General features: G+C 70.4%; 14 protein-coding genes. 9 read left to right on the top strand and 5 right to left on the bottom strand.

Annotated elements, in window-relative coordinates:
- Window positions 1-34 precede the first annotated feature (34 nt).
- Complete coding sequence (locus HWX31_RS23015) at window positions 35-454, top strand: organic hydroperoxide resistance protein (RefSeq protein ID WP_010089118.1); 420 nt, start codon at window positions 35-37, stop codon at window positions 452-454.
- A 105-nt stretch (window positions 455-559) separates the two neighbouring features.
- On the opposite strand, the gene HWX31_RS23010 is transcribed toward HWX31_RS23015, so the two are convergent.
- Together HWX31_RS23010 and HWX31_RS23005 are read right to left on the bottom strand one after the other, a co-directional pair.
- Complete coding sequence (locus HWX31_RS23010; RefSeq protein WP_080423512.1) at window positions 560-736, bottom strand: DUF3563 family protein; 177 nt, start codon at window positions 734-736, stop codon at window positions 560-562.
- A gap of 81 nt (window positions 737-817) precedes the next feature.
- Window positions 818-1,930 (bottom strand): extracellular catalytic domain type 1 short-chain-length polyhydroxyalkanoate depolymerase, encoded by a 1,113-nt coding sequence (locus HWX31_RS23005; RefSeq protein WP_174962813.1) that lies wholly within the window; start codon window positions 1,928-1,930, stop codon window positions 818-820.
- A 247-nt stretch (window positions 1,931-2,177) separates the two neighbouring features.
- Between HWX31_RS23005 and HWX31_RS23000 the strand changes: the two genes are divergently transcribed.
- The 4 genes from HWX31_RS23000 to HWX31_RS22985 all read left to right on the top strand — a co-directional run bounded on the left by HWX31_RS23000 (window position 2,178) and on the right by HWX31_RS22985 (window position 5,307).
- Complete coding sequence (locus tag HWX31_RS23000) at window positions 2,178-2,888, top strand: phosphatase PAP2 family protein (protein ID WP_174962811.1); 711 nt, start codon at window positions 2,178-2,180, stop codon at window positions 2,886-2,888.
- Window positions 2,889-3,050: 162 nt separating this feature from the next.
- Complete coding sequence (modA, locus tag HWX31_RS22995) at window positions 3,051-3,851, top strand: molybdate ABC transporter substrate-binding protein (protein WP_174962809.1); 801 nt, start codon at window positions 3,051-3,053, stop codon at window positions 3,849-3,851.
- 15 nt (window positions 3,852-3,866) lie between these two features.
- The gene (gene modB / locus HWX31_RS22990; protein WP_174962807.1) at window positions 3,867-4,541 is read left to right on the top strand and encodes a molybdate ABC transporter permease subunit; all 675 of its coding nucleotides are present in this window, start codon (window positions 3,867-3,869) and stop codon (window positions 4,539-4,541) included.
- A gap of 64 nt (window positions 4,542-4,605) precedes the next feature.
- Window positions 4,606-5,307: a sulfate/molybdate ABC transporter ATP-binding protein gene (locus HWX31_RS22985; protein ID WP_174962805.1), complete on the top strand. Its 702-nt coding sequence runs from the start codon at window positions 4,606-4,608 to the stop codon at window positions 5,305-5,307.
- Between the two features lie 73 nt (window positions 5,308-5,380).
- Here HWX31_RS22985 and HWX31_RS22980 read toward each other — a convergent pair whose 3' ends face one another.
- The 3 genes from HWX31_RS22980 to HWX31_RS22970 all read right to left on the bottom strand — a co-directional run bounded on the left by HWX31_RS22980 (window position 5,381) and on the right by HWX31_RS22970 (window position 8,422).
- Window positions 5,381-6,214, bottom strand: coding sequence for a TOBE domain-containing protein (locus HWX31_RS22980; protein ID WP_174962803.1), 834 nt, complete (start codon window positions 6,212-6,214; stop codon window positions 5,381-5,383).
- 34 nt (window positions 6,215-6,248) lie between these two features.
- Window positions 6,249-7,913 (bottom strand): CHAD domain-containing protein, encoded by a 1,665-nt coding sequence (locus tag HWX31_RS22975; RefSeq protein ID WP_174962801.1) that lies wholly within the window; start codon window positions 7,911-7,913, stop codon window positions 6,249-6,251.
- Window positions 7,914-8,038: 125 nt separating this feature from the next.
- Entirely contained in the window at window positions 8,039-8,422 is a 384-nt protein-coding gene (locus HWX31_RS22970; RefSeq protein WP_059610835.1) for a tautomerase family protein, read from the bottom strand.
- Between the two features lie 109 nt (window positions 8,423-8,531).
- Here HWX31_RS22970 and HWX31_RS22965 point away from each other — a divergent pair, with 109 nt between their 5' ends.
- From HWX31_RS22965 to HWX31_RS22950, 4 genes are all read left to right on the top strand, one after another.
- On the top strand, window positions 8,532-9,389 hold the full coding sequence (locus HWX31_RS22965) for a LysR family transcriptional regulator (RefSeq protein ID WP_175933967.1): 858 nt from the start codon (window positions 8,532-8,534) through the stop codon (window positions 9,387-9,389).
- 39 nt (window positions 9,390-9,428) lie between these two features.
- Window positions 9,429-10,352, top strand: coding sequence for a DMT family transporter (locus HWX31_RS22960; RefSeq protein ID WP_174965964.1), 924 nt, complete (start codon window positions 9,429-9,431; stop codon window positions 10,350-10,352).
- A gap of 76 nt (window positions 10,353-10,428) precedes the next feature.
- Window positions 10,429-11,196: a sensor histidine kinase gene (locus HWX31_RS22955; protein WP_174965963.1), complete on the top strand. Its 768-nt coding sequence runs from the start codon at window positions 10,429-10,431 to the stop codon at window positions 11,194-11,196.
- A 76-nt stretch (window positions 11,197-11,272) separates the two neighbouring features.
- Window positions 11,273-12,616: a hemolysin family protein gene (locus HWX31_RS22950; protein WP_174965962.1), complete on the top strand. Its 1,344-nt coding sequence runs from the start codon at window positions 11,273-11,275 to the stop codon at window positions 12,614-12,616.

Below are 12,616 nucleotides of genomic sequence, written 5' to 3'. Positions count from 1 at the left end.
GACCGCTTCCCTCTATCCCGACAGGAGCTGCACCATGAACATTCTGTACAAGACGAGCGCAACGAGCACGGGCGGCCGCGACGGCCGCGCAGTATCGGCAGACAACAAGCTGGAAGTGAAGCTCGCCGCGCCGCGCGAGCTGGGCGGCACCGGCGCCGAAGGCACGAATCCCGAGCAGCTGTTCGCGGCAGGCTATTCGGCGTGCTTCCTGAGCGCGATGAAATTCGTCGCCGGCCAGAGCAAGCAGGCAATCCCGGCCGACACGCAGGTCACGGCCGAAGTCGGCATCGGCCCGAACGACGCGGGCGGGTTCGCGCTCGACGTCGAACTGCGCGTGTCGCTGCCGGGCCTCGACAAGGCCGCCGCGCAGGCGCTCGTCGACAAGGCACACCAGGTGTGCCCGTACTCGAACGCGACGCGCAACAACGTGCCGGTGCGCCTGACGGTCATCTGACGCCAGCGGCACCAAATGCAAAAAGGGCGCGTGCGGCTTGCATGCCGCACGCGCCCTTTTTTGCGCAATGCCGGATCGGATGGCGGGCTGCGCCCCGCCTGACGATTAACGCGCGGTCATCCAGGACGGACGGCCCGACACGCCTTCGCGATCGAGCTTGCGCATGCGGAATTCGAGGTCATACAGGTCGGAAGCGCCGGCGAGGTAAGTATCGGCGCGCTCTTTGGCGGCCTGCTCGGCATTCTTGGTCAGCATCAGGAACAGACGGCTCAGCATGAACATGATCGATCTCGCAAATCTAAAGGTCTTGGACTAGGGTTTTCCCGAATTATAGGGAAAACCCTAGCATCTGACCAGCGTCGATCAGACGGTGCGTCGTTCTGCCGCCACAGTGCGGCGATGGGCGTCGAAGAAGGACCAGATCATCTCGCTCGCGTCAGGACCGACCGCCGCATGGAACGGCACGGCTTCGTCGCCGCCCGCCCACGCGTGGTCGAGCCCCTTGACGTGACACAGCCGGACGACGGAGGCGCCGCCGCGGCGATAGTCGCGGATCTGCGCGCCGCGCTCGGGCAGGTCGACCCGCTCGCCGCCCCGCAACGCGCCGCGGCTGTCAGCCAGCCCGTTCAGCCGCAGGAACTGGATCGCAAGCTGATCGGCGTTCTTCGGCGATACCACGTGATCGCCGTCGCCGTGCACGATCAGCGCGGGCATGCCGGGATGCGCGTCGTTCGCGCTGATCAGTGCGTCCACGGCCGCGACCGGGTTCTGGCGCAGGCCGCGCCGCATCACGTCCATCCCGGTGATGCCGGAATTCGCTTCGCCGAACGCCGGCCCGGAATGCAGCGCGATCGCCGCGAAGCGGTCCGGGAAATGCAGCGCGAGCAGCGACGCGAGGCCCGCGCCGGCCGACAGCCCGGCGACATAGACGCGCGACGCGTCGAAGCCGCGCGCGTCGACCAGCGCATCGACGAGGGACGCGACCGCGTGGGCCTCGCCGCGGCCCGCGCGGTCGGTGTCCTCGTACCAGTGCCAGCAGCCGTGCGAATGCGCACGCAGCGATTGCTCCGGATACAGCACCGCGAATCCGTACCGGTCGGCCAGCAGGTTCATCCGGGTGCCCTGCGCGAATCCGTCGGCGGTCTGCGTGCAGCCGTGCAGCATCACGACGAGCGGCATGCCGCCGCGCCGGCGGCCGGGCGGCACGTACAGCGCGTACGCGAGCTGCTGGACGAGGCGCCCGATCGCGGGCGCCATCGGATGTTCGCCGCGCGTCCACTCGCCGGCCGCCCACGCGGCCGCACGTGGCCGGACCCGCGACTCGCGCACGGGCGGCGAATCGGCGGCGGCGGGCGGCGCGGCGGCTTCGATCACGTCGAGCGCCATGCGCTGCGCGTCGCGCGCCGCGCCTTTGGCAGGCGGGGACAGCATGCGTTTTACGCCGCCCAGCCACATCTTCGTCAGACTTTTGGTCATTGATCGGGCTCGCAGTCAGGAATTGGGGACGCTACAAAGAGCGCATCGTTCGGAGTTTGTGCAATGCACAATAACACTGTTTGTGGGATTTATCCTGCGCGGGGATAGTTCCCGTCCGCGCAAAAATCGGGCTCCATGCATACGCGACGCTATACTGGTGTTTCGCCGCTTGTATCCGTTGTAGTCGCTCTCCCCGGCTCGCGCGTTAATTAAGCATTCGTCCCGCCCCTGCTTGCTCTCCTGCCCGATGTTCGACCTGCCGTCTCACCTGTGGATCTCGATCACCGCGTTCGGTGGCGCCGGCCTGACGCTGCCGCTCGCCATCACGATCGCCGTCTGGCTCGCACTCGGCTATTCGTGGCAGCGCGCCGCAGGATGGCTCGCGGTCCTCGCGTGCGCGATCGGTGTCGTCGCCCTCACGAAGATCGCGTTCCTCGGCTGGGGCATCGGCATCCGCACGTGGGACTTCACCGGCTTCAGCGGCCACGCGATGCTGTCGACGTCGGTCTATCCGGTTGCAATCTTCCTGGCGCTGATTCGCGCGCGCACGCCGCTGCGGCTGCTCGGCATCGCGCTCGGGCTGGCGGCGGGCGTCGCGGTCAGCGTGTCGCGCGTCGCGCTCGCCGCGCATTCACCATCCGAGTCGGTCACGGGCTGCATCGTCGGCGCGCTCGCCGCGCTGGTCTTCATCGCCGCTTCGTGGCGCGCCGAGCCGCACCGCTGGTCGGTGCCGGCCGTCATCGTGAGCCTCGCGCTCGTCACCGTCGCGCTGCACGGCGTCACCGTGCCGTCGCATCGCTGGGTGACCCAGGTCGCGCTGCACCTGTCCGGCCACGAGCGGCCGTTCGTGCGCGCGCGCTGGAAGGCGAATCCGAACTACCGCCCCGCGTCGCAGCCGTCGTCGCTGCAGCGCACCAACTCACTGCCCGGCGCGCAGCCCGGCGCACTGCACGCGTAACCCGCGACACGTCGCCGCAGCCCGGCCGGCGGCGTGCGCCCATCGGGCCCGCTTCCCGCTTCCGCAACATGACCATGCCGTTCACTGAATGTGCATTATGCCGAGCGTTATAACCCGCCCTATATTACGATTACGGTTTCCGTCATCCGAACCAGATTCGCCATGCGCTCACCCGTCCGCCCGCTCCGTCGCACCCTGATTCGCCTGCTGCCGCTCGCCGCGCTCGCCGGCGGCATCGCGCTCAACGCGCCCGCCTGCGCCGCCGACGAACTGGTCGTGTCGGCGGCCGCCAGCCTGACGAACGCGTTCAAGGCCGTCGGCGACGCATACGAGAAGCAGCATCCTGACACCAAGGTGCTGTTCAACTTCGGCGCGTCGGACGTGCTGATGCAGCAGATCGTCAAGGGCGCGCCGGCCGACGTGTTCGCGTCCGCCGACCAGAAGGCGATGGACCGCGCGGCGGACGAGAAGGTGATCGCGCCCGGCACGCGGCGTGATTTCGCCGCGAACTCGCTCGTGCTGATCGTGCCGGCCGATAGCCGCACCCCCGCGCCGGCATCGCTGCGCGACCTGGCCGCGCCCGGCGTGAAGCGCATCGCGTACGGCGACCCGGCGTCGGTGCCGGTCGGCCGCTACACCGAAGGCGCGCTGCGCGCGGCGGGCGTTTGGGACGCGATCAGCGCGAAGGGCGTGCTGGCGGCCAACGTGCGCCAGAGCCTCGATTACGTCGCGCGCGGCGAGGTCGACGCCGGTTTCGTGTTCGGCACCGACGCGGCGGTCATGCCCGGCCGCGTGAAGGTCGCGCTGACAGTGCCGACCCAGACCGCGATCACCTACCCGATCGCGGTGGTCAAGGACAGCCGGCATGCCGCGCAGGCGCAGTCGTTCGTCGATTTCGTCACGTCGCCGCAAGGTCAGGCGGTGCTCGCGACGTTCGGCTTCAAGCCGGCCGTCGGCAAGTAACAAGCGAGTTGCGACATGCATGACGCGTGGATTCCGCTGCTGCTGTCTCTGAAGGTGGCCGGCTGGGCAACCGCGCTCGACATCGTGCTCGGCGTCGCCGCCGCGTTCGGGCTGGCGCGCTGGCGCTCGCCCGCGCGCGACGTGGTCGACTCGCTGCTGACGCTGCCGCTCGTGCTGCCGCCGACGGTGCTCGGCTATTACCTGCTCGTGCTGCTCGGACGGCGCGGCGTGTTCGGCGCATGGCTCGATTCGGCCGGCATCCAGCTCGTGTTCACGTGGCAAGGCGCGGTGATCGCATCGATGGTCGTCGCGTTCCCGCTGATCCTGAAGTCGGCGCGCGCGGCATTCGAAGGCGTCGATCCGCAGCTCGAGCGCGCCGCGCGCACGCTCGGCCTCGGAGAAGCCGCGGTGTTCTTCCGCGTGACGCTGCCGCTCGCCGCGCGCGGCATCCTCGCGGGCGCGCTGCTCGCGTTCGCGCGCGCGCTCGGCGAATTCGGCGCGACGCTGATGATCGCGGGCAACCTGCCCGGCCGCACGCAGACGCTGTCGGTCGCCGTCTATGCGGCCGTGCAGGCGGGCGACGACGGCACCGCCAACCTGCTCGTGCTGGTGACGTCGATCACGTGCGTGGTCGTGCTGCTCGCGGCGGGCCGGCTCGTGCCGTCGCGCGCGTTGAGCGGAGCGCGATGATGAAACGGCCCCCACGCTCGCTTTACGCGCTGTCCCCCGAGGGGACGGCCCGGCGGAGGCTGACATGAGCCTCGTCGTCGACATCCGCAAGACTTACGCGAGCGCCGAGCGCCGCTTCACGCTCGACGTGTCGTTCGCGGCCACGTCGCAGCGCGTCGTGCTGTTCGGGCCGTCCGGCGCGGGCAAGAGCCTGACGCTGCAGGCGATCGCGGGGCTGCTGGCGCCCGACGCCGGCACGATCGCGCTGGACGGCGAGCCGCTGTTCGACGCCGCGCGCGGCATCGACGTCCCGACCCGCGCTCGCCGGGTCGCGTACCTGTTCCAGGACTACGCGCTGTTTCCGCACCTGAACGTGCGCCAGAACATCGCGTTCGGGCTCACGCCCGGGCTGCGCAATCCGCGCGCGAAGACGCTGCCGCCGGAAGTCGCGTACTGGCTGCACGCGTTCGAGCTGGAAGCGCTCGCGAGCCAGTATCCGGCGCAATTGTCCGGCGGCCAGAAGCAGCGCGTCGCGCTCGCGCGCGCGCTGATCGCGCAGCCGCGCATCCTGCTGCTCGACGAGCCGTTCGCGGCGCTCGACGGCGCGATGCGCCAGCGGATGCGCCACGAGCTCGCCGAGCTGCAGGCGCGGCTCGACATTCCGATGGTGCTGATCACGCACGATCCGGACGACGTCGCCGCGTTCGGCGACCAGGTCGTGCAATTGAGCGACGGGCGCGTGCGGACCGCGAGCGCGCACGCCGCGTGGCCGACGCGCGTCGTGTAACGACACACGTGTAACAGACGCGTGTAACAGACACGTGTAACGGAAGCCGGGCAACCGGCGTGGGCGCCGGGCGTCAGCCCGTCACCGCAAGAATCACGCTTGACGCCTTGAACAGCGCGATCGCCCGCCGCCCGGCGGCGAGCTGCAGCGCGTCGACGCTGTCGTTCGTCACGACCGCGGTCAGCGTGCCGCCGCCGTCGAGCACGAGCGTCACCTCGCTGTTCACCGCGCCGCCCTTCACGGTCTCGACGGCGCCGTGCAGCTGGTTGCGCGCCGACACCCTGACCGGCGCGCCGTCGTCGGCCGCGAGCATGACCCACGACGCCTTGACGAGCGCACAGGCGTCGGCGCCGACCTGCAGGCCGAGCGCCTCGGTGCTTTCATGCGTGACGACCGCGACGATCGTCTGGCCGCCGGGCAGCGTCAGCGCCACTTCGTCGTTGACGGCGCCGCGCCGCATCGACGCGACCTTCCCGAACAGCTGATTGCGTGCGCTGGTTTTCATGCCGATTCGTCCGATCAGCGCCCAGTCGACGTCGAAGCCGGACACTGCCGCGCTCGCGGCATCGATGAAGCGGCGGTGCTCGCGCTCGATCGTCCGGAACGCGGCGATCAGCGACGCCGCGCGCGGCGTCAGCGTCGTGCCGCCGCCGCCCTTGCCGCCGGTGGCGCGCAGCACGAGCGGCTCGCCGGCGAGGTTGTTCATCGTGTCGATCGCTTCCCACGCGCCCTTGTAGCTGATGCCGACCGCCTTCGCGGCGCGCGTGATCGAGCCGGTCTCGCCGATCGCCGCCAGCAGCGCGATGCGCGTCGAGCCGCCGAGCATCTGCGCGCCCGCGCGCAGCCACAGCTCGCCGCCCAGTTCGAGCGGCTCGGTACGGGAAGGCGGTGACGGTTCGGCGCTCATCGGTCGGCGTGGCAAGGACGGGCCGCCATTATAGTCAGCGCCCGCGACCGGCCACCGTCTTGCCGCCGAGCTTCGGCGGACGCAGGCCGGCAAGCAGCGCTTCGGCGTCCTGCACCGCGCGCCGTTCGAGCGCCGCGCCGTAGCCGCGCACGAAGCCGGTCTGATACGGCGGCGCCGCGAGTTGTTCGAGACGATGCAGCGCGACCACCGTGTCGTTCGCCTCGCCCAGCACGCTCTGCACGCGCGCGAGTGTCTTGGTCGTCTTGGTGCGCGTGCGGTGCGAGGCCAGCGACGCGAAGAATTCCAGCGCGTAGCGCAGCCGCTTCGCGTCGATCCGCACCTGGTGGCGCGCGGCGGCGTCGAGCGTCGCGAGCGACGGCGCGCCGTACAGGTGGCCGAACAGCCGGCGCACACGCTTGGTCACGTGCCGCTTCAATGACGGCGCATCGTCGCCCTCGGCGGGCGGCAGCGCGAACGCGCTCAGCCATTCGAGCCAGCCGAGCGTGAGCCGCGCGTACCGCGCCGAATGCAGCCCCTGGCGCAGCTCGACGCGCGCCGCCGCGCACTGCGCACGCGCCGCGTCGAGGGTGCCCGTCCAATCGGCGCTGTCGCCGTCGGCCGCGATCAGCGCGGGCAGGGTTTCCGTCGAGAACACGTCCCAGTCGCGCACCGTGCCGAGCAGCGACGCGAGCCAGCGCAGGTCCGCCCCGAACGCGTCTTTCCAGCCTTCGTTCGCATAGCGCGGGAAGAAGCGCATCAGCGTGCGCAGGCGGCGCAGCGCGACGCGCATCTGATGAACGAACTCGGGATCCTCGTGGTCGAGCACGCCGCCTTCGTTGCCGAGCCACTGCGCGGCGATGTCGCCGGACAGCGCGAACAGCGCCGCGCGCTGCGTGCGGACACCGCCCAGGTCGACGAGCTGCGCCTTCACCGGCGCGGCGTCGGCCAGCGCGCCCGCGCACGCGCGGTCGATCACGCTCGTCAGCTGGACGAACGCCGGCCACGCGCCGCTCAGCTCGCGCGCGGCGGCGAACAGCGCGCGCAGCGCGGCGGCGCGTGCGTCCGGCGTCTCCCAGTCGGGCGCGACGAGACGCAGTTCGCAGTACCGTCGGGGCGACGCGTCGACACCGTGGATCTCGACGTCGTCGAGCGTCATCTCGACCGCCACGCCGCTGTCGTCGGCCCACCGCCCGCGCCGCCGCGTGCTGACGAGCCGCACGCGCGCGGCCGCAGCGTCGGCCTGCACGGGGGTTTCGCTCGCGACGGCAATGGCCACGTCCGCCGCCTCGGCCTCGTCGGCATCGGACGACGGGTTCGAATCGGACGGACCGTCCGGCGCAGGCGCCTCCGGCTGCGGCGCCGCAACGACGATTCCCTCGTGTTCCGTGTCGAACACGTCGCGCAACGTTACGCCGGGCGCGAGCGTCCGGGTGCGCGCCGCGACGACGCGCCGCTCCCGCGCGGTCGATTCGACCCAGTTCCACCAGCTCTCGCCGGGGCTCGGCTCGGCCTCGACGGCCTCGCACGGCTCGATCGTCACGCGTTCATGGCCGCGCTTCATCCTGACCTGCGGACAGATCCGCCACGCACGGCCAAGCTCGGCACCGAAGTCGCGCTGCGCGCTCCGGGCCCGGCTCCCCGATGCAGCCGGCCAACCTTCCAACGACATGCACAACACGACTTCCAGCACCCGCGACATGGAGGCTCCCGCTCATATTGAATCGCCGGCGTCTCCCCTGAGCCGGCGTCGTTCGTGATGCAGTCTTCATAGTACACGGCACAAAACCGCACGCGAGCCGGGCGCGGCCGGCCGCTTGCCGTGCGTCAGACCACGTATTGCGCGATGCCGTTGCCGAACGACCAGTCCTCCTTCAGCACCTCGACAAGGCTGATGAATACGTCCTGCGGCCGCACGCCGGGCCGCTCGGCGAGGTTGTCGGCGATCGTCCGGTACAGCGCCTGCTTCTGCTCGAGCGTGCGCGTGTTGTTCGCGGTGATCTGGATCATCACGAGATCGTCGCTGCGCTCGATGTCGAGGTAATGGCGGCCGAACACGAAGTTCTCGTTCGCATGCTCGGTCACGACCATGAAGATGTCGTCCTCGGGCACGTTGAAGGTGCGCATCAGCGCGCGGTGCACGCCGTCGACGAGCGCCGCGCGGTATTCGGCCGGCTTGCCTTCGCGCAATGCGATACGGGTGAATGGCATGGTGGTTCTCCTGGCGGTGACGTTGAGGGATGGAAACGCCACGTCAGGTTAAAGACGCCGAACTATAATTAACAGTCATCAATGCATATTTCATTCATTTTCATTTGAAATGAAAGTCCTCGACCTGGATGCGGTGCGGGCGTTCGTGCTGGTTGCCGACCTCGCGAGCTTCACGCGCGCGGCCGACGCGCTCGGCACCACGCAATCTGCCGTCAGCCTGAAGCTGAAGCGGCTTGAAGCCCATCTCGGCAAGCCGCTGCTCGAGCGCACGCCGCGGGTCGTGAAGCTGGCGGCCGACGGCGAGACCTTCCTGCCCGCGGCCCGCGCGCTGCTGGATGCGCACGACGACGCGCTCGGCGCGATCGCGGCCGGCACGCGACGCCTGTCGCTCGGCGTCAGCGAGCACGTCGCGGTGCCGGACCTGCCGGCCGTGCTCACGTCCCTGCACCGGCAGGACCCGGGACTGTCGCTCGAGATGCATCTCGGCATGTCCGCCAGCCTGCTCGCGCTGTACGACGAGCGCCGCCTCGACGCCGCGATCGTGCGCCACGAGCCCGGCGAGGACCCGCCGCGCGACGACGGCACGCTGCTGTTCACCGAGCCGCTCGCATGGCTCGCGGCCCCGGACTGGGCGCCGCGCGCGGGCGAGCCGCTGCCGCTCGCGGTGCTGGCCGGCCCGTGCGGGGTGCGGGCCGCCGCGCTGCGCGCGCTCGACCGCGCGGGGCAGCCGTGGCGCGAACGCTTCACGGGCGGCGGCGTCGCGGCAGTCGCGGCGGCCGCCGCCGCGGGGCTCGCGGTCTGCCCGCTGGCGCGCCGCGTCGCGCCGCGCACGCTGGTCGACGTCGGCGCGAAATTCGGGCTGCCGCCGCTGCCGCACTCGCAGGTCATGCTCTATGCACGCGTGCGCGACGCCCGCTCGGTGGCCGCGCTGCGGCGATTTGCCGACAGCCTTGCAATCTCGGCGTAAACTGACAGGTTTCGTCAGTCCTCCGGCTTACATTTCGTCATGACGCCCACCGCACGCCAACACCTCCGCGCCAACCTGCTGATGCTCGGCGCCGCCGCGATCTGGGGATCGGCCTTCGTCGCCCAGCGGCTGAGCCTCGACGTGATCGGGCCGTTCCTGTTCACGGGGCTGCGGTTCCTGCTCGGCGCGCTGGTGCTCGTGCCGCTGCTGGCGCTCAACGCGGCGTCGCGCACGCACCTCGCGGCAATCCGCCGTGCGCCCGCGCTGCTGCTGCCCGGCCTCGCGCTGGGCGCGCTGCTCGCGACGTCGATCTCGCTGCAGCAGGTCGGCCTGCAATACACGCGGATCGCGAACGCCGGCTTCATCAGCTCGCTGTACGTCGTGCTCGTGCCGCTGATGGGCGTGTTCGCGCGCCACCGGATCGGCGCCGGCACGTGGTTCGGCGCGCTGCTCGCGGCAATCGGGCTGTATTTCCTGAGCATCGACGAACACTTCTCGATCCTGTACGGCGACTGGTTCCAGCTGGCCGGCGCAGTCATCATCGCCGCGCACGTGATGGCGGTCGGCCACCTCGCGCGGCGCCACGATCCGCTCGTGCTCGCGTTCCTGCAGTTCGCGACCTGCGGCGTGCTGTGCCTCGCGGTCGGCCTCGCCGTCGAGCCGCTCAACGGCGCGATGCTGCGCGGCGCGCTGCCGACGCTGCTGTACGGCGGCCTGCTGTCGGTCGGCGTCGGCTACACGCTGCAGGTGGTGGCGCAGCGCGACGCCGCGCCCGCTCATGCGGCGGTGATCTTCAGCATGGAAGGCGTGTTCGCCGCGATCGCGGGCTGGGCGGCGCTCGGCGAAACGCTGACGCTGCGCGCGCTGGTCGGCTGCGCGCTGATGCTCGCCGGCCTGCTCGCGTGCCAATTGCTGCCGCGCGGCGACGTGGAGAAGAAGGACGAGGACGCGGTGCCGGCGTGACGCGCCCGATCCCTATAATGGCGGTTCCCGATTCACTTCACGATTCACGTCCAACCGCTTCCGACAGGCCCGCCCCTTGACGCCCGACCCCGCCGACCCGCTGCGCGATCGCGCAGCGCACTATGCCGCGCAGGCGGCGCTGTTCCTCCGCGACCAGGCGCTGTCGACCGCGTCGCACGACCTGCGCAGCCCGCTCAACGCGATGCACAGCTGGGCGTATGTGCTGGAGCGCCAGCTCGCCAACGCCGATCCCGGCCTGCAGCGCGCGCTCGCCGGCATCCGCACCGGCATCGACCAGCAGGTGAAGCTGATCGACGACGCGCTCGACGCGCCGCGCGCCGAGACGCGCACGCTCGTGCTCGCGCCGCAGCCGTTCGCGCTGTGCCCGCTGCTCGACGAGGTGCTCGCGCTCGCCCGCTTCGCGCTCGCCGACGCGCGGCAGGTGACGCTCGACGTGACGACGCCCGACGGCGCGCCGTCGCTCACCGCCGACCGCGAACGACTCGCGCAGGCGCTCTGGACCATGCTGGTCGCCGCCGTCGAGGCCAGCCCCGCCGGCGGCCGCGTGGCGTTCTCGTGCGCGCGCGACGGCGCGCGGCTCGTCGCGCGCGTGGCCTGCGGCGTCGATGCCGCGGCGCTCGCCGATCCGGCCCGCCCGCACGTGTTCGAGACCTTCGCGCGCCGCGAGATGCTGCGCGAACGCGATGCGAAACGCGTTGCATGGGTGCTTGCACTCGCGCAGCGCGTCGCGCTCGCGCACGGCGGCACGTTCACGCACGACCGGTTCGCCGACGGCGCGGCGGTCACCCTCGCGCTCGACTTCCCGTGCGAGGCGCCCGTGTAAGCCTGCAGCGACATCCAATATTACGTTTACCTTTCCGGCCCTATACTGACGGGCCTGACATTTCCGGAGCAAATCCTTGGTTCAGATCTTCGCGCTGATCGGCGCGTTGTTCCTGGTAGCCCTCAACGGCTTTTTCGTCGCGGCCGAATTCGGCCTCGTCAAGCTGCGCGCGACGCGCGTCAAGACACTTGCCCGCAAGCACGGCCTGCGCGGCCGCATCCTCGGCGTCGTGCACGGCCGTCTCGATGCGTACCTCTCCGCGTGCCAGCTCGGCATCACGCTCGCATCGCTCGGCCTCGGCTGGATCGGCGAGCCCGCGTTCGCGCAACTGATCGGCCCGCTGCTCGACCTGATCGGCGTGCAGTCGGAGCAGCTCGTGCACCTGATCTCGCTGGCGTTCGCGTTCTCGCTGATCTCGTTCCTGCACATCGTCGTCGGCGAGCTTGCGCCGAAATCGATGGCGATCCGTCAGGCCGAGAAGGTCGGCCTGTGGGTCGCGCTGCCGCTCTATGCGTTCTACTGGGCGATGTACCCGGCGATCTGGGTGCTCAACAACAGCGCGAACGCGGTGCTGAAGCTCGCGGGCCTGTCGGCCGACCACGGCGGCGACGCGCACTACTCGACTGACGAGCTGAAGCTGATCCTGCGCAGCCGCCGCAGCACCGCCGGCAACCCGTCGCAGCCGGCCCGCGGCGCGTACAGCAACGACGAGTGGAACACGCTCGCGCATTCGCTCGACTTCTCGTCGATGACCGTGTCCGACCTGATGCGGCCGGCCCACGAGATGATCGGCCTGCGTCGCGACATCCCGCTGCCGGACAACATGGAGATCGTCGCGCGGCACCGGTTCAGCCGCTACCCGCTGTTCGAGGACGCGTCGCGCGAACAGGTGAGCGGGCTGATCCACCTGAAGGACCTGCTGCTCGCGCGCCACGCGGGCGCGGCGCTCGACGACCTGTCCGACTACGTGCGGCCGGTGCAGTACGTGAAGCCGGACACGCCGGCGCTGGACCTGTTCCGCCGCTTCCGCAAGGGCGCGCCGCATTTCGCGCTGGTCGGCAAGAAGGGCGAGAAGCCGATCGGCTACCTGACGCTCGACAACCTGCTCGGCGCGCTCGTCGGCCAGATCCACGACGAATTCCGCCAGGGCGACTCGGACTGGGCCCGCCTCGACGACGGCACGCTGATGGGCAGGGGCAGCCTGCCCGTCGTGTCGCTCGAGCAGGCGCTCGGCATCGACATCGACGAGGGGCGCGCGGAATCCGTCGGCGGCCTCGTGATCCAGGCGCTGAGCGACCTGCCGAGCGAAGGCCAGCGGGTGTCGTTCGACCGCTTCGACGTCGTCGTGAAGAAGATGAACGGGCCGCGCATCGTGCTCGTGCGCGTGTATCCGAAGGTCGCGAAGGAAGCCGACGAATGA

It is taken from the genome of Burkholderia ubonensis, assembly GCF_902833085.1.
GTDB classification, from domain to species: Bacteria; Pseudomonadota; Gammaproteobacteria; order Burkholderiales; family Burkholderiaceae; genus Burkholderia; species Burkholderia ubonensis.
Note: the sequence above shows the minus strand (reverse complement) of the source record. Positions and strands in the feature narration are given on the sequence as shown.

Bases quoted from the DNA above. Each gene is read 5' to 3' on its own strand.
- HWX31_RS22975 (WP_174962801.1), bottom strand. From the start codon at position 7,913: ATGTCGCGGGTGCTGGAAGTCGTGTTGTGCATGTCGTTGGAAGGTTGG.
- HWX31_RS23005 (WP_174962813.1), bottom strand. From the start codon at position 1,930: ATGACCAAAAGTCTGACGAAGATGTGGCTGGGCGGCGTAAAACGCATG.
- HWX31_RS22985 (WP_174962805.1), top strand. From the start codon at position 4,606: ATGAGCCTCGTCGTCGACATCCGCAAGACTTACGCGAGCGCCGAGCGC.
- HWX31_RS22970 (WP_059610835.1), bottom strand. From the start codon at position 8,422: ATGCCATTCACCCGTATCGCATTGCGCGAAGGCAAGCCGGCCGAATAC.
- HWX31_RS22965 (WP_175933967.1), top strand. From the start codon at position 8,532: ATGAAAGTCCTCGACCTGGATGCGGTGCGGGCGTTCGTGCTGGTTGCC.
- HWX31_RS23010 (WP_080423512.1), bottom strand. From the start codon at position 736: ATGTTCATGCTGAGCCGTCTGTTCCTGATGCTGACCAAGAATGCCGAG.
- HWX31_RS22960 (WP_174965964.1), top strand. From the start codon at position 9,429: ATGACGCCCACCGCACGCCAACACCTCCGCGCCAACCTGCTGATGCTC.
- modA (WP_174962809.1), top strand. From the start codon at position 3,051: ATGCGCTCACCCGTCCGCCCGCTCCGTCGCACCCTGATTCGCCTGCTG.
- HWX31_RS23000 (WP_174962811.1), top strand. From the start codon at position 2,178: ATGTTCGACCTGCCGTCTCACCTGTGGATCTCGATCACCGCGTTCGGT.
- HWX31_RS22980 (WP_174962803.1), bottom strand. From the start codon at position 6,214: ATGAGCGCCGAACCGTCACCGCCTTCCCGTACCGAGCCGCTCGAACTG.
- HWX31_RS23015 (WP_010089118.1), top strand. From the start codon at position 35: ATGAACATTCTGTACAAGACGAGCGCAACGAGCACGGGCGGCCGCGAC.
- modB (WP_174962807.1), top strand. From the start codon at position 3,867: ATGCATGACGCGTGGATTCCGCTGCTGCTGTCTCTGAAGGTGGCCGGC.